This window comes from Enterococcus ratti, assembly GCF_001886195.1.
Lineage (GTDB): Bacteria > Bacillota > Bacilli > Lactobacillales > Enterococcaceae > Enterococcus_B > Enterococcus_B ratti.
This window is the reverse complement of sequence record NZ_JXLB01000002.1, coordinates 1-23,171: the sequence shown is the minus strand read 5'-3', so window position 1 is coordinate 23,171 and position 23,171 is coordinate 1. Positions and strand designations below refer to the sequence as shown.

General features: G+C 33.5%; 17 protein-coding genes and 4 tRNA genes. 1 reads left to right on the top strand and 20 read right to left on the bottom strand.

Annotated features, from left to right (window positions below; genetic code table 11):
- Positions 1–95 precede the first annotated feature (95 nt).
- The 11 genes from RV14_RS00945 to RV14_RS00895 form a co-directional block, all read right to left on the bottom strand.
- A complete protein-coding gene (locus RV14_RS00945) occupies positions 96–2,816 on the bottom strand; it encodes a lysozyme family protein (protein WP_071854486.1) in 2,721 nt (906 codons plus the stop codon).
- Between the two features lie 3 nt (positions 2,817–2,819).
- Positions 2,820–3,029, bottom strand: coding sequence for a hypothetical protein (locus tag RV14_RS00940; RefSeq protein WP_071854485.1), 210 nt, complete (start codon positions 3,027–3,029; stop codon positions 2,820–2,822).
- Between the two features lie 32 nt (positions 3,030–3,061).
- Positions 3,062–5,392: a VirB4-like conjugal transfer ATPase, CD1110 family gene (locus RV14_RS00935; protein WP_071854484.1), complete on the bottom strand. Its 2,331-nt coding sequence runs from the start codon at positions 5,390–5,392 to the stop codon at positions 3,062–3,064.
- Positions 5,389–5,751, bottom strand: a complete 363-nt coding sequence (locus tag RV14_RS00930; protein WP_071854483.1) for a PrgI family protein — start codon at positions 5,749–5,751, stop codon at positions 5,389–5,391. The genes RV14_RS00935 and RV14_RS00930 overlap by 4 nt, the downstream gene beginning before the upstream one ends.
- A gap of 17 nt (positions 5,752–5,768) precedes the next feature.
- Positions 5,769–6,590 (bottom strand): VirB6/TrbL-like conjugal transfer protein, CD1112 family, encoded by an 822-nt coding sequence (locus RV14_RS00925; RefSeq protein WP_071854482.1) that lies wholly within the window; start codon positions 6,588–6,590, stop codon positions 5,769–5,771.
- Positions 6,591–6,613: 23 nt separating this feature from the next.
- Complete coding sequence (locus tag RV14_RS00920) at positions 6,614–6,844, bottom strand: hypothetical protein (RefSeq protein ID WP_071854481.1); 231 nt, start codon at positions 6,842–6,844, stop codon at positions 6,614–6,616.
- Positions 6,845–7,150: 306 nt separating this feature from the next.
- Positions 7,151–8,872: a VirD4-like conjugal transfer protein, CD1115 family gene (locus RV14_RS00915; RefSeq protein ID WP_071854480.1), complete on the bottom strand. Its 1,722-nt coding sequence runs from the start codon at positions 8,870–8,872 to the stop codon at positions 7,151–7,153.
- Between the two features lie 43 nt (positions 8,873–8,915).
- Entirely contained in the window at positions 8,916–9,359 is a 444-nt protein-coding gene (locus tag RV14_RS00910) for a hypothetical protein (RefSeq protein ID WP_143139716.1), read from the bottom strand.
- 85 nt (positions 9,360–9,444) lie between these two features.
- Positions 9,445–11,847 carry a hypothetical protein gene (locus RV14_RS00905; RefSeq protein WP_071854478.1) on the bottom strand — a complete coding sequence of 801 codons (2,403 nt, stop codon included), beginning with the start codon at positions 11,845–11,847 and terminating at the stop codon, positions 9,445–9,447.
- 52 nt (positions 11,848–11,899) lie between these two features.
- Positions 11,900–12,208: a hypothetical protein gene (locus RV14_RS00900; RefSeq protein ID WP_071854477.1), complete on the bottom strand. Its 309-nt coding sequence runs from the start codon at positions 12,206–12,208 to the stop codon at positions 11,900–11,902.
- 114 nt (positions 12,209–12,322) lie between these two features.
- Positions 12,323–13,744 (bottom strand): AcpB/EbpR/MafR family transcriptional regulator, encoded by a 1,422-nt coding sequence (locus RV14_RS00895; RefSeq protein WP_071854476.1) that lies wholly within the window; start codon positions 13,742–13,744, stop codon positions 12,323–12,325.
- Between the two features lie 327 nt (positions 13,745–14,071).
- Between RV14_RS00895 and RV14_RS00890 the strand changes: the two genes are divergently transcribed.
- On the top strand, positions 14,072–15,502 hold the full coding sequence (locus RV14_RS00890) for an AcpB/EbpR/MafR family transcriptional regulator (RefSeq protein ID WP_071854475.1): 1,431 nt from the start codon (positions 14,072–14,074) through the stop codon (positions 15,500–15,502).
- A gap of 138 nt (positions 15,503–15,640) precedes the next feature.
- Here RV14_RS00890 and gor read toward each other — a convergent pair whose 3' ends face one another.
- The 9 genes from gor to RV14_RS00840 all read right to left on the bottom strand — a co-directional run bounded on the left by gor (position 15,641) and on the right by RV14_RS00840 (position 23,119).
- The gene (gor, locus tag RV14_RS00885) at positions 15,641–16,987 is read right to left on the bottom strand and encodes a glutathione-disulfide reductase (RefSeq protein ID WP_071854474.1); all 1,347 of its coding nucleotides are present in this window, start codon (positions 16,985–16,987) and stop codon (positions 15,641–15,643) included.
- Between the two features lie 183 nt (positions 16,988–17,170).
- The gene (locus tag RV14_RS00880; protein WP_071854473.1) at positions 17,171–18,412 is read right to left on the bottom strand and encodes a peptidase U32 family protein; all 1,242 of its coding nucleotides are present in this window, start codon (positions 18,410–18,412) and stop codon (positions 17,171–17,173) included.
- A gap of 19 nt (positions 18,413–18,431) precedes the next feature.
- A complete protein-coding gene (locus RV14_RS00875; protein ID WP_071854472.1) occupies positions 18,432–19,355 on the bottom strand; it encodes a peptidase U32 family protein in 924 nt (307 codons plus the stop codon).
- 243 nt (positions 19,356–19,598) lie between these two features.
- On the bottom strand, positions 19,599–22,091 hold the full coding sequence (locus RV14_RS00870; protein WP_071854471.1) for an ATP-dependent Clp protease ATP-binding subunit: 2,493 nt from the start codon (positions 22,089–22,091) through the stop codon (positions 19,599–19,601).
- A 6-nt stretch (positions 22,092–22,097) separates the two neighbouring features.
- Positions 22,098–22,565 carry a CtsR family transcriptional regulator gene (locus tag RV14_RS00865; RefSeq protein WP_071854470.1) on the bottom strand — a complete coding sequence of 156 codons (468 nt, stop codon included), beginning with the start codon at positions 22,563–22,565 and terminating at the stop codon, positions 22,098–22,100.
- A gap of 207 nt (positions 22,566–22,772) precedes the next feature.
- Positions 22,773–22,846 (bottom strand) — tRNA-Met (locus RV14_RS00855).
- Positions 22,847–22,871: 25 nt separating this feature from the next.
- A tRNA-Ala gene (locus RV14_RS00850) sits at positions 22,872–22,944 on the bottom strand.
- A gap of 18 nt (positions 22,945–22,962) precedes the next feature.
- Positions 22,963–23,036 (bottom strand) — tRNA-Pro (locus RV14_RS00845).
- Positions 23,037–23,045: 9 nt separating this feature from the next.
- Positions 23,046–23,119 (bottom strand) — tRNA-Arg (locus RV14_RS00840).
- Positions 23,120–23,171 lie beyond the last annotated feature (52 nt).

Genomic DNA, 23,171 nt, shown 5'->3' with positions numbered 1-23,171 from the left:
TGGTCTCATCGTTTGTGCAAATCCAGTCTTAACATCAAACAATGCTTCAACCCTTCAAACAATCATTATTCTTAATTTATTCAACACCAAGTCGATTATTTTGATCCATATCGTGCTTTAGGTCTTCCATACCACCAATTTCCTACTGTTCTTTGCAACCATGGAATCATCCAACGATCAAGGCCAATCGACCGCCCAGAGCCATTTCCTGTCTTATTCCCTTTCCAATCAAAAAAGATCAAATCTCCAGGTTGAGGTAGATATTCTTTGTCAGGCTCTTTGAATTTATTGTTTTCTTTAAACCATTTCATCATTTGAAAAGGACTAGCAGTCTTAGGGACTCTTCCTTCATCAATATAGCCAACTTGATCAGCCACCCATGAAACAAAAAGTGCCGACCATTCTACTCGCTTATCAAAGCCGCCCCATTGCCAGTACTTATCACCATTTGTTGTACCAATCTCTTTTTTAGCAATTTCAAGCATTTCCCCAACACCTTGTGAAAGATTATAAGAAATCAATTTTGCATAAAACATGTTTCCAAAAACATATCGCCAAGTATAACCTAAATTCAAAGACACTGTACTGTTGTACGGCACAGATTTCCCATCACTTCGTTCTTTCGCATAGAGTATACTATTGTCCAGTGAATATTTTCCGTTTAAACGAATTAAATCCTCTAGATATTCATCCCCATAGTTGTAAGCTTGTGCAGCTGCTAAATCCCCTAATTGATGCTGTTGTGCTTTTTTCAATAATTCAGCAAAATATTTTACACCTAATTCAATGGATTCATTCACGTCAACCGATCTTGTTAAACCTTTTGCTTTAACAATCCCCATAATATCTGATGACATCTTTTCATCACCACCTGATTCTACCCAGATGATCGAAAGCAGCGCATTAACATAAAGCTCAATATTATTTTTCTTCGCTTCTTTTGTTACTTTTTCACGCCACTTAGTCACTTTTTCTGGCGGATTGATTAACGACCCTCGCAACTGACTCAGGTCATTATAACCTAAGTTAGGACGATTAGCATAAGACAAATGGTCTATAAAAATCGTAGGAACGATTTCCGGATCAGCATAGATAAATATTCGTTGTTCTTTCATCGATATCATTAAATTCCCATCAAAGCTATCGCTAGTATAACCAATCAAATCGCCTTCTTTCAGTTTTGTTCCACTACGAACAACTGGCGTAACATTAATATAGTTAACATAATAAGAACCCATATCTGTTTTGATCCCTTTAGCATTCTTTATTTTTCCATCCCTATCACGTGGCTCGTAGGAAAGATTAATACCTTTAACTGTTTCAGATGTGGTCGCATAAACTGGACTTCCCGGCTCCGCCTTTAACATAATCGACATATTCCTGTTCTCATCATCTCTTCCACGATAACCATAATTTTCAATAACAGATGAATAAGCAGTCTTTCCTAGAGGATTATCCATAAAAATCTTAGACTCGAAACGATCCACCTCTAAGATAGGATAAAATTTATCTTTTTCATCTTCCGCAAATGCCGGAATCGTCCCAATTAATTGTGAACCGGAATAAATATTGACTTGTGGATCTAAATCCAACATTTCTCCAAGTGACCGGATATCAACCTTCAAAGTTGCAACATCATCACTTAATACAGCCTTATATGTAAAAGTCATATCGTGCATCGCATGAATTTCATTCTTCACCGTATAAATTTTAACTGGTTCATCGTTCATAGGATGGGGGGTATCTTTAAATTCAACATGCAGTCCTGCTGCAGAAGGTACTGATCCTGTACTTTTCTTTAAACGATCATAATAGGTAGGAAGGACACTCTTATTTATATCGTAATCTTCATATTTAGCATTTAAATAATACACATAATTATCACTATTTGAAGAAAAAGAAAATTTTTCAGGATCCGCCTCAACCCCATTAACTTCAAAATAAACTTTTTTGTATTTATCGTCTTCTACTAACTGTTTGTAGCGATTATAGACTTCTTTATTTTTATAAGCATCCAACCAAGTAACATAATCATACGCTTCTGTGATTGCCATATCCTCTGTCTTTATCGTAAATAGCGCAATAATAAAAGCCCAAATAGCTAAAATTACAGCAATAATCGCAATCACTACAGCCAAAACAGCAATCACGATAATCAGCGTTGAAAGAAAAGGAACTAAAAGAATTATCGACAATAAAAACCCAATAATGTTCAATTCACCATTCGCATCTCGACCGAATTTATCAATTAACATTTCTTTAAACTTATGTTTTGGAGAAATATTATTCTTTATATTTTTACCTATTTTATCTTTTAAATTTTTTTTCTTGAATGTTGTCTTTTTCCCGTTTTTTCTCTTAATTTTTTTGGGGACATTTTTATTTTTCGTTTGTGTTTTTTCTAAAATCTTAGCATTGCTTTTTTGTGTTTTTGTCTCTTGTTTTTTATACTCATACTTCGCTGCTTGGTTTTTTTTATTGTTTTTTATAGTAGAAATACGTGCATTTTTTTGTTTTTTTAATAAAATTTGTTTTCTGCGGTCTTGTTTTTGGCGAATTTTTTGAACATTCGTTTTTTTCGTTTCTGACTTTTTTTGCCGCTCATTATTTGGCTGTTTTCGCTTAGAACTGCTTTTTATTAGCTGCTCTTGCTGATTTACTCTTTTTTCTTTGTTTTGCTTGTTTCTTGAAAGACGCCGAAACCTTCTCTGACTTGCTTTTTGTTCATTAACAGGCTGATGATCATTAGCAGCTTTTCCTTTAAGAATAACCTTTTTTCGCTGCTGTTTCGCTTTAATTGCCCGTTTAAAACGCATTTTTTAAGACCGTGCTAGCGTATTTTTTTCTCTTTTAATTGTAATTTTTCTTTTGAACTTTTCACTTTTTGTGCTGACGACCTTCACTTTTTGAGAAGCTTTCCTTTCTTGACTCTTTGAAAGGACGTTTGCTACTTTTTCAGACGCCGTCACAACATTACTACCTTGTATTTTACTATTCTTTTCTTGCTCTTGATCATTCAAATCAGACATTGCGACGCATCCTTTCTGATTGCATTTTCGTGCTAATCTTCCCCAGGTTTTGTCGACATCATCTTATATAACTTCGTATCTTTTGGAAAATGATCATAAAAAGGCAAGGTAGTATCGCCAAATACCATTAATCCGTAACCTTCTGGAGAATTAACAACGAATTTTTCCTGTTCTTCTGAAATATCAAATAAACGGACTAATTGGGAGCGGTCAGATTTTGCTTGATTGAGCATCATGACAAAATCACTATTTGAAAGCATTCGACGTGCTAAATCAGACAACAACAACGTTTCAACGTTCTGCGTAATCCCTGTAGGAATTGCTCCCCATTTTCTGGCACGGCTCCATAATTCAAAGAAATAATTTTCTGAATATTCATTGGTAAATAGCAATTGCATTTCATCAATATACAGCCACGTTCGTACGCCTCTTTCCCTATTAGTCGTAATTCGATTCCAAACTTGGTCCAAAACAATTAACATCCCCATTGTTTTAAGCTGTTTTCCTAAATCTTTGATGTCATAGATAACTAAACGTTTAGTAATATCAACGTTTGTCTCAGAAGAGAAAACAGATAAACTTCCTTCAATATAGATTTCTAAATCCATTACTAATTGTTTTGCTTCTTCTTCTTCTTGTTCTTTTAAAATTTGATAAAAGTCTACAAAAGTCGGCATCTTGTTTCCTACAGTTTCGTAAGTTCTACGACAAACGCGATCAATTAAAGTTTTCTGAGTCGAACTTAAGCCTAATGCCCCTCCAATAATCAAATCAAATAATGAAATCAAAAATTCAGATTTCAATACAACTGGATCAGTATCATCCCCATAGTTTTCATTGATATCCATTGGATTAATGGTCGTGGAGGAATCACTTGAAATTCTAATAATCTCTCCGTTAAAGTTTTTGCCAATGACTGAATATTCACGTTCTGGGTCAATGATTATCACTTCATCTTCTGCATCACGCAACAAAACATTTACAATTTCTCGTTTAACCGAAAAACTTTTCCCTGAACCAGGAGTCCCCAATACAAAGCCATTGGGTGCTTTTAACAGTTTTCGATCTAAAGATAAAATATTTTTTGAAATAGCATTTACGCCATAATATTTTCCATTTTCTTGGATCAAATCTGATATGGTAAAAGGGATGAAAATAGCTGTACTTGCCGTTGATAAGGTGCGGTCAAGAGGTAAGGTATTTATTCCTAAAGGCAAAGTGACATTTAGTCCTTCTTCTTGCATAAATTCTAACTCAATAATTTTAAAGCCAAATTGACGTCCAATCGAAGAAATTTCCCCTTGTACTTCTGCCAATTTTTCAACTGTTTCCGCATGAAAGTAAATACTTCCTGTCATAGAAAAAAGTTTTTGACCTTTATTTTGTAAATCGTCAACTAATTCCTTTGCTTCTGTCAAGGAATAAGTTAAATCATACGAAAGCATCTCAAAATCATAGCCATTTTGTAAAGCTTTCTTTTGTTCATCTACTTTTTGTTGTTCCATAAAAGCTAGTTTTGTTTTTACTAAATCAAAAGCCTCATCCTGATCAAGCGGCTTCATATGTAAGGTAACTACCACTTCTCTAGGAATTTCTAATAATTCATAGAGAAAAGTATCAGACAGCTCAGCTGGATATTCTTGCAAGTAAACCGTTTTGGCATAATGATCATCCATTTTTAAATAATTCTTGTTTTGTTTCAATTCAATCACATCAGGTAAAATATCTTCTAATTCTGGTTCTACCTTCTCAGATTTTGTCAATAAAATCTCTGAAAGAATCGACAGCATTTCTTTTTTCTCAATCCGCCTTGCTTGACTACCCAATCGACTCGCAAACATAGTAAAGCGATCAATTACCATTTCTAATTCTTTTTTCGCAAATTCTACTGTTTGATGTTGTTGAACAAATGTAAATAAAATTGTCTTTTTATAACCATTTTTTTCTTCGTCTAATTTTCTTGAGATGACATCGTTCATTTCAGCCCGATAATAATCTAAAAAGTCATTTTTTTCCTGATAATAAAGAACGGCTTGTAAGTCTGATAGCGGTCGCTTCTTTTTAAAAACTGTCAATTGCAACTGCGTTCTACTACTCAATGAATTAAGAAAATCACAATACTGAGAAAAAATCTCAATTTGATGATCTTCTGAAGATAACTGATAATTAATATCATTTAATTCAATCGTCACTGAATAAGTAGTATCGTCAATTTGACAAATTCCATCGGAAAAAATCGTTTTAAAAGAAAACGTATCTCTTAAAAAATCCACATCTTGTGGATTTTTTTTCTGTCTTCGTTGTTTCTTATTAACTTTTGGCTCTTCATTCTTTATTTTTTTTGCTGCTTTAAATTTCATCATATCTCTTGTCCGCCTAAATCTGTACTTTCATTTTCTGTTTTTGACACTTCATTCATTTTTTGTTTCTTTTTTCTAGTTCCGGTAGAAAGATGATATTTAAAAAATTGTTTAATATAAACCTCAAATGTTAATCCATTACGCTTAAACCAACCAAAAGATACAATAGGTATAGACACAAGAATCATCAGCCAACTAGTAATTTCCATTGGTATTTTCAACCACGCAATAAAAACAAGTGCTATAGCGATATTCACGCCTCCTGCAATGCACAAACAAAACAATTGTTTTAAGTTCATACCAGCAATAACTTTTTCTTTATATTCTTTGATATCCTTCGGTACTTTAACTTCTATTGCCATAACTCCTCCTTAATTCATTATGCAGATAATAATGTCTTTGCCCATCCTTTCGTTTTGTTGATAGAAAGCAGTAAAGCAATCATATAAACAGTTAATCCTAAAATAATTCCCCACATATTTGAACCTAAATCTTCCATAATTTTCATAAATAATATTGGGTAAATAATTAAAACAAGTGCTATAAAAGTAGCCTGCAAGCCTGTGGCGGCAAAATTTTTAAAAAAGCTCTTCGTCATAGTTGAAAACTCTTGACTTGGTAAAGCCCCCATCGGAATTGGGGCCATTGCACAAAAAATATAGAGTTCTAAAAAACGTAGATAGATCGTCACTTGTATCAACACTCGGACAACTAAAGCAACTAAGAATAAAACACATACAACCAATAAAACAGTCATTTGTTGCCAAAATTCTAAATCACCCACCGCTTGACTAATACGTTCTGTTACATCTTTTACCTTACTTTCACTTCCTAGTTGCAGTACTTTAGAAGCCAAATTAGAACTAATAACAATGATCCCATCCAGTAACATTTGAATCTTTAAAATAACTATGTAACAAATTGCAAATTTAATAAATGATTTAATAATCATCTCAAATCCCAACATGGGAGCGCCTCCCGCTCCCTCTACTTTCAATGAAATTTTTTGAAATTCCAAAAGAATAAAAATAGCTAAAATAGATAAAGCAAGAGGACTTACTACTAAATTTTGCAATTTCATCACTAATTCATACGCATCATACATGTATGTATTTAAGTTCTGTCCTAGGGTACCTTGTAAATCTTCTCCATTCAAATAAACCAAAATTTGCCTGAAGATGTACATAATTGCTCCATGCATAAATTAAACGCCCACTTTCAACATTATTTCAAAAGCGAGGAAAAATCAAATTGTGTGCCAAACCACCCCGCAGCTACTAAAATTAATCCGCCACCTACAATTTGCCAAATACCTTGTTGTAATTGCGGACCATTTTTATCTTTTAAAGCCCCAGCCAAAATAACTGTTCCCCAAATAAGCCACAGACCTCCTCCTACTAAAGTAAAGTTTGAAACCAATTCAAATACCTTTTCTAATAAATTTGCATCTGTCATTATTTATTTCTCCTTTTTTGAGTGATTAATTATTTCTGTTGCTACTTATTAGTATATGGGATTTTCTTAAGTGTATCTTATCAGTTATTTCTAACTTTAGAAATTTTAGAAATAAGCTGCTGAAAAAAGATTATCTAGCTTGATAAAGTTAGGTTTCAATTAGCTCTAAAGAGAAACATCCTTTATGAACACTTCAGGCTATTCATAAGACAATTACTCATATTTGTTATTCTTTTTAGTAATTCTAAAAAAAAATTCTTTTAGACACACCTACGATTGTCTAAAAGAATTTTTTCAAAGAAGGATTTAAGCGGATAAATTACGTTGATACATATATTCCTCCGTCACATCCCCTAGTTTTTTATAATTTTTATGTTTAACAATATCATACTTTTCAGATAAAAAAGGATTCACACCGCGAATTTTTAAAATACATTGTTGGCCTTTTAAGCTAGCCACTTCATCAGGATCCATTAAATTACGCCCCAATTTTTGAAAGCTTTCATTAAAGGATCCATTTGCACCTTTAGTCACACTAATATTTCTTTGCTCAATCGTTTCTTTTCCTAAAAGCTTGGAGATATATTCATGAGTACTTTGCTCCATCCCACCTAAATACAAGAAAACGTCACTCGTACCAATGATTGTTTCCCAAGTATCTTTATACAAAGTTTTCAACTGACTGATATTTTGTAAAATAACATTTGTTGAAATCTCTCTACTTCGAATAACTGAGATTACTTTTTCAAAATCAGGAATTTGTCCAATATTTGCAAATTCATCAAGAATACAACGTACATGACAAGGCAATCGCCCTTTATACACATTATCAGCTTTGTAAACAAGCATATCAAAGAGCTGTTGATACATCATACTAGCTAAAAAGTTAAAACTGGTATCTGTATCTGGCAACAAGATATACAAAATTGTCTTTTCATCACCAACTGTATCTAACTCCAGTGTATCTTTTGATACTAAATCTTTGATGCTTGGAATATCAAACGGAGACAACCTTACACCTAAACTAACTAAGATACTCTTTGTCGTTTTGTCTCCTGATAATTTAAAAATTTTATATTGAGCAACAGCAAAATTCGTTGGATCTTTTTCTTCTAATTCATTAAATAAAACATCTAATGGACTAACAAAGCCGGGCACATCTTCTTCGATATCCGCTAAACGAACTAATTCAATCACATTTCCTAACGTTCGATCTTCTTCAACGACTTCTTGAATCAAATAACTAAAAATAGCCATCAACAGTGCAGTTTCTGCTTTCTCCCAGAAATCATCGCCGCCTTTTTTATTCGGATTGGAAGTATTTTTAATTAAGTTATTAACAATTTTTAAAATATCATCTTCTGTTTTTATATAATTAAATGGATTGTAGTGGTGAGTATCTCGTCGATTAATTAAATCAAACACTTTAATTTTATACCCAGCTTCTTCAAACATTTTTCCTGTTTCCATCAGTAATAATCCTTTCGAATCACTGACAACATAGGAAGAATGCATTTGCATTAAATTAGGCTTTACGTAAAAACGTGTCTTACCACTCCCCGCTCCTCCAACAACTACAACATTTTTATTTCGGTTAAAATTATCTTTTCCAGTGATCTTCATTCTTCCCGATAAAGATAAACTTTCCGTTTTTGTTAATAAAATATTAAAATCTTTTTTCTTATCCAAAAAAGGTTTAATATCATGATATTTCCCCCACTTAGCACTTCCATATTCCTCGCCTGGTCGAATTTTCTTTTCACTGAATGTTCTATACAACACAAACAAACCATACAAGAGTACGAGAATGCCTCCCACCAGCAATGGCTTCATTTCAAAAGAAAATTGAAAGGAAAAATTAGAAATTTCATCTACTGTTTGCAAGAAACTTGAAGCTATTTTTTCTAAAAACGACACACCCTCATATTGGGGAGATAAAAATAAAAAAACTGTACGATTACCAATATAAAGTAATGAACTAACCACAATAACATGGAGAGCCCACAGTGCGTATTGAGATTTTTTCAAATTGTGAATCACCCTTTCTTTTAATTAAATTTTTCATTCTTTGTTATAGGCTAACTTCAACCTTCGCTTTTTCTTTGTTTTCTTTATGTTTTTTATTCATTTTTACCTGTTCATTCAACTGTTCAGAACGATTCGCTTTGATCGATTCTCTTGATTGCGTGGAAGCAAAATGAACCAATTTTTTTAATGGCTGTGGTGCCTGTTCATTTGGTTGACGATCTGAAGTATTTTTGATCATGGTATTTTCGTTAACCATTGGTGAAGGCAATTCCGCGACTTTAGACTCATGTTTAACATTTTCTTTGATATTTTCTTTTTTAACTAACTGCTCTTTACCTTTTACAGGTTCTTGTATTTTTACTTGCTCTTGATTTTTTGCTTGTTCTAGCACATCAAGTTTGGCAATCGAAGATACCTGTTCTTTAAATTTATCATCTAATGAGTAGTGTTGACTTTTTTCTTTATCTTGAGTAAATCTTTCCATCACTACCTGATCACGATTTCTATTTTCTCTAGCAGCAAGTTTATTTTGAATGGGTTTTAAAAGTAGTTTATCTGTTAATAAAACAGCACTACAAGTAATAAATGCACTGGCAGCAGCTAAACGCCCCTAACACTGTACCAGCAAAAGCGGGGAATGCAGCAGCTAAAAAGCCCCCACCAGCCAATGTCAAAGCAAGCGTCATCGCAACCATTAACGCTAAAGACGCTTTATTTCTCCATACACGTTTACCAGCACTTTTCATAAAATCAACAGAAGTATTTTTTGCTCGCGTAGCAAGTGGCAATTTCTCACCAGTACGATGGTTAAGACCTTTTGCCCGCATTGCTTTTTGCTCAGGTGTCAGTTTCTCACCATTACCAATACGAAGAACTTGTTTTGATTTTTTAACAAGCGGATTATTTGTTTTTCCTTTGACCTTCTGTTGCGTCTGTTTCACTTTTTGTCCAATAGATTTTACTGGCGCTAAACCTTTATCTACCTTTTCCATGGCAGCCGGGAACTTCTTTCTCGCCCCTCTAGAGAATCTTTCAGCTACTCTCGGTGCTACTTTTGGTATAGCAGAAAAGAGTTTTTGACCAACATAACTACCAACAAGTAACGCTTGCACAGAACTTATTACCTGAGCACCTTTTTCTGCAAAAGAGATTTCTGGCATTACACTTGACACATAGCCAGGAATAGCATTGATAAAAAATAATGGAACCGTCCATAAAGCTTGTCTCCCTAAAAAAGCATAAAACGAAGGACGAGAAAAAATATGATACCATTTATTTTTAAGATCTTTATAATTGATATCTTTCAATTCACTTACTTTTCCTTCAATCTCAGCTGTCTGCCGTTCGAGGTTGTCTCCTTCTTTAATTATTTCATGTTTATCTTTTGGTTTCGTTTTTTCTACATACTCTGCTAATTTTCCCTTATCTTGAAGTATTGCTTTTGTCTCAGCCAATAACTGCGTATTTTCAGCTAATTCTTTTTTTATTTCAGCCAGTCGACCTTTTTTTTCATTTTTCTTCATTGTTGGATCAAGTAAAAAATTACGAAGCGGTCCTACCTTTAATAATTCTGTCTGAATTCGAACACGCTGTTCTAACAAGGCTACTTTAGCTTCTAAATTATGTTTACTTAACTCTTCCCATGATTTTGCTTTTTTAGAAGAAATCGACTCATCTAAAGTTTCAACAGACATTCCTTTTACTTCTTTTTGAGGCATGCCATTGTTTTCTTTTCCTATTCCATCCAGTCCGTCACTTTGCACAAATGACGCGGCAGATTCTTTGTGAATGCTTTGTGTTTGAATCGGACTTTTAAATTCCAGATTTTCTTCTCTTAATTTAAATTGTGGAACCAAACGAGCTCTAGGAATTTTAAAGCTCGTTCGTAAATCATCACCTGATTGATCAAACAGCTTATTTTTTCCATTTTCCGCTACCACAGGTTCTTGTGAATTAGATTTTGAAATAGGGTTATCCATCAGAGGTATCTCTTTATTTACTTTTTCACTTACTACTTTTTCTTCTTGAATTTTCATTTTGTCTACTGAACCAATTACTGGTTCATTCGTTTTTTTATCTACTGCGCCAATTGCTGATTCATTCGTTTTTTTGTCTATTGCCTCAATTAATTTTTCGTTGGACTCCAGTTCTTCTTGAATCTTTAATTTGTCTGATACAACAGCCATATATTTCTTGAACTTTGTTGCTTTATCATCCGTTTCATTTATCTTATAACCGGATAAAGATTCTGTCCGTTTAACTAACTGTTCATCCGCAGCATGAACTCTTCTGATGGTAACTTGTTCGTTTATTGCATTTATCTCTTCAGGTGACAAAAATTTTTGATTGATATTTTCTATTTTTTCTATCTTCTCTAACTCTTTTTCTAGTACTTTATGCTTTTTTAAGTGAGTCAGTTGTTGTTTTAATTTGTTGGCTTCTTCATTTAATTTTTTATTTTTTTCTTTTACTCCACCCATTTGTCGTTTAAACTCTACTCGTGTTATACCAGCAAGATAATTAATCACTCCATTTTCTCTTGAACCAATTGCCTTTTCTTCAGGAAATGCTATTATTTCTGCTCGCTGTGCTTCAAATGACGCAATAGTTGCTTGTTTTTTTGGGGCTATCTCCTTCAAAGCTTTTTCTGCTTCTTCAGAAGAAATAGGATTTTTAGGATCTATTTGTCTGATTTTTATCCTCAGTTCTTCACGTTCAATCTCCAATAGAGCATTTTGAAAACCTAGCTCTAACCCTTTAAGTCTCGAATTCTTGTGTTCGTTAAAAGCTTCTATAACAGCAGCAGGTTCAGCTTTTGCCTGATCATATTCACTTTCAACCACACTATATACTTCTTTTCTGTTCTTTTCAGGCAAATTTCGCGCAATGACTTCGATATATTCATTATCTAACGACGAACGATTAACAAAATTAGTTTGTGTAGTCTCTCCTGTACTTCCACCATTTCTTGGCATAATTATCCCCTCTTTAATTAAAATCTGGAACAACTTAGAACTTCTTCCTACCTTATACACTCATTCTAGATAATTCCATTGGTTTGATACTCTTTAGTTGTTCTGCATTTTTAGACAGGCTTGTTTGCCGCGCCTTGCTTACTTGCTGTTCAAATGATCGATCATTTGAACGATCATCTGCTATCGATGATCGATCACAAAAATATGCAGTCTCATTGCGAGTATCTACCTTCTCAGTACATTTATTATAAATCCATTTTCCTGCACGAAAAGGCGTAGCAATAAGAAACCAGGCTGCTTTAAACAGAAATTTAAGTCCCTTCCCTAATAAACATAACGTATAACAATCTTCAGCTGACATTATCAATTCCTCCTTATTAACTATTTTTTATTTTAATCATACCCGACGTCATTCTTAAATTAACGCCTATTTTTTCAAAATTATTAAAAATGTGGAAACCGTAAGTGAAAAGATTTAGGAAGAATACAAACACGCTTCAAACTTCGACCAGAAAATCGGAGTAGGCACTTTAGAAATTTTTAAAACATCAGAAGTAATACGCTCAAAATTTAAAGAAACATCTGTTAAAATCAAATCGTATTGATTCACTAATCGATAATCAATGGCAAAAACATCTTTTTCGTAGATATCAATATTTTTAAAAAAAGGATATTTGTTTAAGATGATATTTTTGTACAATAAAGAAACGCCCATTTCTTGTGAACTTAGCACTAAAATAGATTTTTCTTTAACTTTTGGCTCAATCATGCGAAGTAGTTGACTAGAAGAAATCAGTAATTCCAATAATAAATCTTTATGTAATAGTTCACTTTTCTCAATAAAATTAAGTTCCGAGACCTTCAAAGCATGATGATAGGCTTGCCAAACATTCGGATTACTTTGCATCATCTTTTTATAAAAAATATCCGCATAACTAACTTTAAAAATCATTAATTCTTTATAAAAATTGATATATTCAAAAAAATAGTCAACTGTTCTTTTACTAATAGTCATATCAATATTTAACAAATAATAAAAATGTGTAAGAAATTTTTCTATCTTTGCCGGTATTAATTCATAACTATCCTCACCTTCAGCAAATAACAAGCCGAAATAAGAACTCAAAATATTCGCTACGTTATTTTTATTTACATGAAACTTGTATTTTTGATTCATCAACGTGGTAAAAACAGTATCATCTTGAATCACTGATAAAATAGTGTTGACTACAGTTTCCTTATTTATTAATTCAACTTCAGGTACAAAATGATTATTTCCTATACGAATAATAGAGATAAAAATGTAATACACTGAATAAATAATCTTAGGAGTACTCGCTGTTTTATTATGTGTTTTCAGGCACCTACGCAGCAATTGATAAATGGTATCAAAATAAGCAAAACCTTTTACTTGATACATTTCTTTAAACATACTAGCAAACAATCGCCTAATCTCAGTTTCATTTCCCACGATCATCAATCTTGTTTGTAAATCAATCTGAATATCTATGTTCTTATTAAAAAAATATGTATTGATTTTTGTTACGATCCTGCGAATACTTGTTTTACTTAAAAACAACGAATTAGATATCTCAGTCAACGTAGGTTCTGAGATAATGATGTATTTTAATATTTTGACATTAATAGAATTATTAAGGAGTTTTATAAAAATATCATCTAAATTTATATTTTTAGGCATAGATAATATGACTTCTTTGTAGTGGTTAATACCGATGTGAACTGGAAAACAAGAATCGTTAAAATGCTCAATATCCGCAACAAGTGTCTTATCGGTAATATTTAGTTTTTTTGCTAGTTCATTAACATTGGAGGATTCTGTATTTAATAAATAAAGCAAAGTAAATTGTCTTTCTAATTGCTTTTCAAGTAACCCCATTATTAATTATCCCCTTTCTTTAAATACGTAAGTGTATCGTACAGTCAATTCTTTTATTTCTCCGTATCTTTTTTTCTGTTATAGTAAAATAAAGTTCTAAATAACTTTTTATCTTATGATATAATTTTGTTTTTATAAAAAATAATCTAGCATCTTGTTAAAATAACAAATATAAATAACGAAAATTATATTTGTTTATGAAAAAATATTTATATAAAAACAATAAAAAACAATTATATCTAAAAAAAATATGATAAAATAATATGTATAACATCATAGAAAGGTGGGAAGAGGAGATTTCTAAGAATTTGAAATCCTAAAAAAACAATGAAAGAACTTAATATACTTGAAAAAACTTCTGAGCGACAGGTAAGGCTAGCATTACTTTTAGGGATGAAACCTATGAATTGTGATTCCTTAGCAAAACAATTAGATATAACAAAAAAAACACTATTAAGTGACATTGTATTTTTTAATCATACATATTCACCTGCAACCATTAAAATCGACCAATATCAAATTACAACATTAGAACTGCCAAATGATATAAATCTAGAAGATTTGATTAAACAAATCTTGAATCATTCAACAAATGTTCAAATCTTAAAAATGATTTTTACAGAAGAACCGATTCTATCAAAAATTGCTGAAAAACTATATTTAAGTGAAACAAGTATTCGGCGTATCGTTTTAAAAATCAATGAATATTTCTCCCAAAAAAAATGGCCCTTATCTATAAAAATTGCTTCTCGATTAAAAATTGTGGGCGACGAGAGTTTTATTCGTCACTTTTTTTGTAGTATGTTTCGTGAAATATATAATCCACAACAATTACCACATTTTGATTATATTGTTGATTTATTGCAACGTTATCATAAAAAAAATCAGACATTTGCCTCCATAAATACATATAAGCTAATTTTAAATAGTTATTACTTTTACACTTCTGTTATTCGAATTGGACAAGCTCATTTGATTGATTCTTCTCCCATTGAAGAAACAAATAGTGAATTGATCTTTTTTGACTTATTAAAAAAAAGTACTGTTCTTTGTTCCATTATTGAAAAAAAATATAATTTTAGTATTACAAAAACAAATATTCATAATCTATTAAATTCATGTACCTATTTATATTTTTTTGATTCGCCAAATCACAAATTAAAAGAATTATTGAAACTACATGAACTTGTACGTAACTTCTACGCTTACATGGATATTGATATTTCTCTTTCTCCTGAAGACCTTCAACGGCTAAATGATTTTGTTCATTTTAACAAACGATTGCAATCATTTAAAACTACATATATGGGTATTTTATCTGAAACTTTAATTAAAGAATCTCCCCAACTACTTACAGCTTATGAAAAATCAATTGAGCAAGCAGATTTAACTATAATCAAAAAAAATCCATTGTTGTATGAAGAATTATTTTTAGAATTAATTACCTTATCATCAAAACTATTAACTACTCTTTTTCCATACAAAAAACATTTATCTATTTTGATTATTTCTTATCAGGAAGAACGTATTTTAACCTTTTATAAACAACTATTATTAAAAAAAATGCCTGCTTTACATAAGATTGACGTATATCAAGAAAATATCTTTTCAGTAGATTATAATCAAATCAATCGATATGATTTGATTTTAACCGATATTGAACTAAACAAAACAAAAACGAAAACAAAAATGATAAAGATATCTAAAATACCTACTTCTTCTTTTTGGAATAATTTGAAAGAAACTATCTATACATAAAAGAATGAAAATCGCTTCTTTCTATAAAAAACTCAATTTACCGAATAAAAAAGAGTCGCTCTAAAATTATACCGCCCTCCAAAATTAGATTTTTTAGTCTAACTTTGGAAGACGCTGCAAAATCGAGCGACTCCTTTTTTATCGCATTGTCACAAATTCTTCTGCTGCTGTTGGATGAATAGCAACCGTCTGATCAAAGTCTGCTTTTGTCGCTCCCATCTTGATCGCAACAGCAAATCCTTGCAACATTTCATCTACTCCCACACCAATCGCATGTAAGCCAATAATTTTTTCCTCTTCACCAACACAAATCAATTTCATTTCACATTTTTGACGGAAATCATTCAAAGCAAAATACATGGGTGTAAAACGAGAACGATAAACCTTGACTTGTTCACTGCCATAAACTTTTAATGCTTCTTCTTCCGTCATCCCAATCGTTGCAATCGGTGGATGCGTGAAAACAACAGTAGGTACGAAATGATAATCTAAATAAGAATTCTCTTTCTGATTGAATAAACGTTCAGATAAGCGTCTACCTGCTGCAATCGCTACTGGAGTCAAATCAATTTTACCAATTACATCTCCCACAGCAAAAATATGAGAATCTGTTGTATTTTGGTATTTATCGACTTTGATAAAGCCTTTTTCATCCAATTGCACTTGGGTATTTTCTAACCCTAATTTTTCAGTATTTGGTATCCGTCCACCAGCAAATAAAACACACTCGCTAGACAGTCGTTTACCATTTTCAAAAACGACCGTGTATTCTTTTTCATTCTTGATAATTTCTTTTGCTGTAAATTGTGCATATGTTTTAATTCCTGCTTCTTGGTACATTTCAATCAAATTATCAGACAGCATTTTATCAAAGGCACGTAAAGGTCGTTCTTTTCGATAAGCCCACATTACTTCACTACCTAATCCATGAAACACGCCAGATAACTCTGCTGCAATATAACCCGCTCCTAAAACAATGGCACTTGCTGGTAATTTCTTAAGCGCAAAAAAACCATTCGAATCTATGGCATATTCGCCGCCAGGAATAGTCATTTTGCTAGGCCTACCACCAACAGCAATTAAAATTTTTGTCGCACTATAAGTTTCACCATTTACCTCAACTGTTTGGCTATCAATAAATTTTGCATAACCTTTAATAACATCCACATGATTATTTTCTAGCCCTTGTTGATAAGCTTCGTGTAAAAATTCAATATATTTTTCTCGCTTTTCAACCAATTTTTTGAAATTGACTTTTTCCAGTTTTGTTTGAATCCCATAACTTGAAGCATCACGCTCAATTGCTTCTAACATAGTACTTGCTTGCCACATTACTTTTTTCGGTACACAACCGACATTGACACACGTACCGCCAAGCTCACTTCTTTCAATCAACAAGACCTTAGCACCATACATTCCAGCTCGATTGGCTGAAGCAATTCCTCCAGAACCACCGCCTATAACTATATAATCATAAATTTTCATGTGCTACCTCCCAATTTAAAAAGAGCATTTAGCTGTTTCTCCTTTTACTGAAAATCAGTCTTTTAAGAAATAGTAGAGCAATTTATTTCACTATTTCTTTTTATCTTTACAAAAAATAAGTTTAACATGTTTAAATAAAAACAATTGCTTTCATGCTTAAGCTTTTCTTCTCAAAAAGTGAGCTTACTTTTTCTTGCGAATCATGTCTCCCGGTTTTACTGGCTGCACTACCGGCATAGTCAAAATCATCATTGGATTTGGTGCTCGATCAATTACCTCGTCTTCCTCATTATACATCACATCAACTGTTTGATTAAAATGAGTAAAGCCAGGACCATAAAATTCAACTTCATCACCTAAAGAAAATAAATTACGTTGGCGAATCGTTGCCATCTTCGTTTCTTCATTATAAGACAGCACTTCCCCAACAAACTTATAAACTGGTATTTTACGGCGTTCACCAAATAATTGTTCATTTTCACTCGGCGTGTTGTAATAAAATCCTGTGGCAAGTTCTCTTTGCGCAACCTTCCACAATTCATCAATCCACTCCTGCTTGCATGTATAATTTTCGGGATCTTCCATGTAGCTATCCACCGCAGCTTTATAAACATTAGAGACAGTAGACACATAGTGAATCGACTTCATTCTTCCTTCAATCTTAAAACTGTCTACTCCGTTTTCAATTAATTCTGGAATATGTTCAATCATTGACATGTCAACTGCACTCATTGAAAATTCTTCTTCAATCTCTCCATTATCTGTCAAACGATTTCTTTCTTGACCAAAAGGCATATCAAATAAACTATATTTCCAACGACAAGATTGTGAACAGCCGCCACGATTAGCATCTCGCATGGACATGTGATTAGATAATGTGCAACGCCCAGAATAGGAAATACACATTGCTCCATGAATAAAAGCTTCAATTTCAATGTCCGTATTTTTTCGAATTTCCGCTACTTCTTCCATTGAAACTTCGCGTGCCAACACCACGCGTTCTAGCCCTTCTTCTTTCCAAAATTCAAGCGTTTCAACGTTCGTTGCAGAAGCCTGCGTAGATAAATGGATTGGCAATCCCGGCGCTTGTGCAGCACAAATTTCAATTAGCGCTGGGTCTGAAACAATAACCGCTGAAATCCCTACATCGCGTAATCGTCTGAAAAATTCACCTGCGCCTTCTTCATTTCCTTCATGCGTCACCATATTAGCAGCTACATAAACTTTGGCATTATATCGCTTAGCAAAAGCAACACCTTCAGCCATTTCTTCATAAGTAAAATTACCCGCACGACTTCTTAAACCATAAGCATTTCCACCAATATAAACTGCATCTGCCCCGTAATGAATAGCTGTTTTTAGTTTTTCAAGGGTTCCTGCCGGAGCTAAAATTTCCGGGCGTTTTAAGTTACGATTTTTTGTCATTTTTCTTTCCCCATTCTCCTTACTTAATGGCTTCAGGATCCATATAGAAGAAGCCAGTATCTAACTCTCGATTTTTTGGATGTAATTCACTAATTTTCTTGCAAAGAATTTGTGCATATTCTTCGTTCCAACTACCTGTTAAAATATGATTTTTTGCTTTAACAAATTCTTTTGTAATATAGACAAAATTTTCTCCAGGAGTAAACAAGCCATCTAATTTCCACGTACAAAAATGATGTTGATATAACAAGCCTAGCTCTTTTGAGAGATTAATATCATTGCTTGCAAAAATATGCGTACCATGGCTATCTTCATAAATAGAATAATGTGTATCTTCTTTTTTAGGTTCTGAAATAAACAAGCCTCTGTCACGATCTGTTCGTCCTTCCTGCTTTGTAAAATTATAATAATTTTGAAGCAATGGTCGTTTCGATTGATGAATACAAGTGGCACCATATACAAGAACCTCTACAGGAATCTGTAGCTTTTCCTCCATCGCTTTCATCTCTTCAAAAGGAACTTCTCTAGCCAACACAGCACTATCAGCACCTTTTTTTGCCCAAAAATTAATCTGCCGTGCACTAGTAACCAAAGTTTCTGCATCAAAAACATAAGGAAGACGCCATTTGGGATGTTTTTTCATTATATAGATAATACCCGTATCTCCAACCGTGATCTTATCCGCTTTGATTTCTTTAAGAAATTGGAGATATTCCGAAACTTTTTTCATTTTTTCTGGATGAATAATACCATTCATCGCAATATTTACTTTCTTACCATAAGCATGCGCCAATTCTACTAATCGGCGTTGTTCATTTCTAGTAAATGAAGCAGGCAATCGCAAACCGAATAATTCTTCACCAAAATATAACGTGTCTGTTCCCGCTTCAAGTAATGCTTTAGCTTGTTCAAAAGATTCTACCGTAGTTATGATTTCGATCATCATTTCCTCCTCCTACAACTCCATAATAGTAGCATAGCTTAAAAATGTTGCCAATACTTCTTCCAGTTGTTAATTGTTGAAATTTTTTCACAACAAATAATTTTAACAAAAACAAAAAAGTGAGCGAGTTTCTTCTGAAGTATTCCCTAAAAAATTAGATAAAACCTCTAATTTTTAGGGAACACTTCATTCCACAACCTTCAGAATTGATTCTTTCAGCTATGTTCATCAAAACTCTCTCACTTATTTTTCATTTACCAGTTGCGACTTTATCTTCTTAGGTAAACGCACATTCAAAGTAATTTTCCCTTTCGAAGCTCCAATTGTCACTTGATCACCTAACTGAATTTCTCCTTCTAGCAATGCTTCACTTAAGCGATCTTCGATTTCTTTTTGTAAAGTTCTTCGAATAGGGCGTGCACCGTATTCAGGATCAAAACCCGCTTTACCAATTACATCCACCGCAGCCGATGTAATTTTTACTTGAATATCTTGTTCTTTTAATCGTTTCACAATCGCCCGGCTCATAATTTGAACAATAGAATGAATCTCATCCTTGCTCAATGAGTGGAAGACAACTGTTTCATCAATTCGATTTAAAAATTCAGGACGGAAAGTTTTTTTCAATTCTTCTAAAATACGTTTTTGCATGGCTTTATGATCTTTTGTAATATCTTGAACATTAAATCCAACATTTTTTTCTTCTCTTATTTGGGTAGCACCAATGTTTGAAGTCATAATCATAATTGTATTTCGAAAATCGACTTTTCGACCTTTAGAATCTGTCAAATGACCATCATCTAACACTTGCAACAACAAATTAAATACATCTGGATGCGCTTTTTCCACTTCATCTAATAAGATAACAGAATAAGGTTTTTGACGAATCTTTTCCGTCAACTGTCCCCCTTCCTCATAGCCCACATAACCCGGAGGAGAACCAATCAAACGACTGGTACTATATTTTTCCATAAACTCAGACATATCAACACGAATCAAGGAATCTTCCTCACCAAACATAACTTCAGATAAAGCTTTTGCAAGTTCTGTTTTTCCGACTCCCGTAGGACCTAAAAACATAAAAGAACCAATTGGACGATCTGGATCTTTTAATCCACTACGTGCCCGACGAATCGCTCGAGACACAGCTTTTACAGCTTCATCTTGTCCAACAACCCGTTCATGCAACAAGGCTTCCAGTTCTAATAAACGTTGACTTTCTTTTTTCTCTAATTGTTGTAACGGTACACCCGTCCATTCAGAAACTACAACTGCTACATCTTCTTCTGTAACACGATCAGCGTAACCCTTCACATGTTTTTCTTCTATCATCAAGAGTTTCACTAACTTTTGGTGCAACTCTTTTTCTTGTCTTCTTAATTGAGCCGCAATTTCAAAATTTTGCGTTTGAATCGCTGTTTCTTTTTCATTTATTAACTGCTCAATTTTTACTTTTACCATTGCAGATTCAGATGGATCATCTGTTTGATCTAAACGCACCTTAGCGGCGGACTCATCAATCAAATCAATGGCTTTATCAGGTAATTGTCGAGCAGTAATATAACGTACAGAAAGATTTACAGCAGCACGCAATGCTTCATCAGTAATTTCCACACCATGGTGTTCTTCATATCGTGAACGAAGACCACGTAAAATTTCCTCCGCTTCTTCTGGAGTAGGTTCGTCCACTTGAATACGAGCAAAACGCCGTTCAAGGGCTGAATCCTTTTCAATATATTTTTGGTATTCGTCTAATGTAGTTGCACCAATTGTTTGTAATTCACCACGCGCTAAAGCAGGTTTTAAAATATTCGACGCATCAATTGCTCCTTCTGCTCCTCCTGCACCAATCAGAGTGTGTAATTCATCAATAAACAAGATGACTTGCCCATCATTATATATTTCATCAATGATTTTTTTCATACGATCTTCGAACTCACCACGATATTTTGTCCCCGCTACTAATGAACCCATATCCAGCATCATCAACCGTTTTTCTTTCATTTCTTCAGGTACTTCTCCCAAAACAATCTTTTGAGCCAAACCTTCAGCAATGGCTGTCTTACCCACTCCCGGTTCACCAACTAAAACAGGATTATTTTTTGTTCGACGGCTAAGAATTTGAATTAAACGTTTCACTTCTCTAGAACGCCCCACTACTGGGTCTAATTTTCCTTCTTTAGCTAACTTAGTCAAATCCCTTGCTAAGGAATCCAGAGTAGGGGTCCCTTTGACTAATTGTCTTTTTTTTTGGGAAGTTCTACGTCTAGGACCATTATTCCGACTATCGCTTTTTAATCCCATTTTTTGCTTTAACGATTGACGAAGTTTCGTAAGGCTAACTCCTAAATTGATCATTATACGAGTAGCCATAATACTTTCATCTTTTAGCAGACTCAACAAAATATGTTCAGTTCCAACTTTTTGCCCGCTCATTTTTCTTACTTCACTATTGGCCAATGCAAAAATTTGCTTCATACGTGGAGAATAGGGAAGAAATGCTCCTTTAGGATAAGAAGCCATCGTTCCATAGTTAATTAGATGTTCAATTTCTTCATAAATATCCGTTTCATTTAATCCAGCTTCACGCAATACTTTCCCAGCAATGCTATTAGGTTCAATGACTAGTGCCAGCAAGATATGTTCTGAATTAACAGATTGATGTTTAAATTTTTTTGCTTCATCTTGTGCAATTTCTAATACTAATTGTGCTTTTTGTGTAAAGAGTTCTTCCATTTATATTCACTTCCCATCTTCATAGCTTAATCGTTCTAGAAATGCTCGGAGTATCCGAGCACGAACACAATCTTCGAATCCATTCACGTTAAGTGTTGTTTTAGCAATTGCACTTAACATTAAATTACCTTCTTTTTTAGTAATTATTTGATCTTCATATAATTTTTGGATGATGGCAAACGCATTTTTTTCACTAATTGTTTCATCAAATAATTGGTTAACCTGCTCCAGCATATGCCTCTTATCAGAAATTCTTACTTTGGCAATACGTATATAGCCACCGCCACCACGTTTACTTTCTACTAAATAACCACGTTGAATGGTAAAGCGTGTATTAATCACATAATTAATTTGAGAAGGAACGCAATTAAAGAGGTCTGCCATTTCAATCCTTCGAATCTCAATCATTTCATTATTTTCTAAAATATTTTTTATATAAGATTCAATTAAATCCGAGGTATTTTGATGTGCCATCTTACTCATTCCTTTGACTAATATTGACCTTAATTATAACTAATTTAATTTCAGAAAGAAAGAAGAAAGACTTTCCTCTTTTAAAACATTAGAAATCATTTAAAAATATAAAAAAATACGGAATACACGATTCCGTATNACCTACGACCGGACGGTTATGAGCCGTCTGCTCTAACCAACTGAGCTAAAGGTCCAGGCTCTTAAAAATCGCGGCGAAGGGGATCGAACCCCCGACCTCCCGGGTATGAACCGGACGCTCTAGCCAGCTGAGCTACACCGCGAAAAATATTCATTATTTAAATGAAATGGAGCCTAGCGGGATCGAACCGCTGACCTCCTGCGTGCAAAGCAGGCGCTCTCCCAGCTGAGCTAAGGCCCCTAATTAAGCTATTAACTATCGGGAAGACAGGATTCGAACCTGCGACCCCTTGGTCCCAAACCAAGTGCTCTACCAAGCTGAGCTACTTCCCGCTAACATAACGCGCCCAAGAGGAGTCGAACCCCTAACCTTTTGATCCGTAGTCAAACACTCTATCCAGTTGAGCTATGGGCGCATATTCAATTCACTTAGATTATAAAATATAATCTTAAAAAAAGCAATAAAAA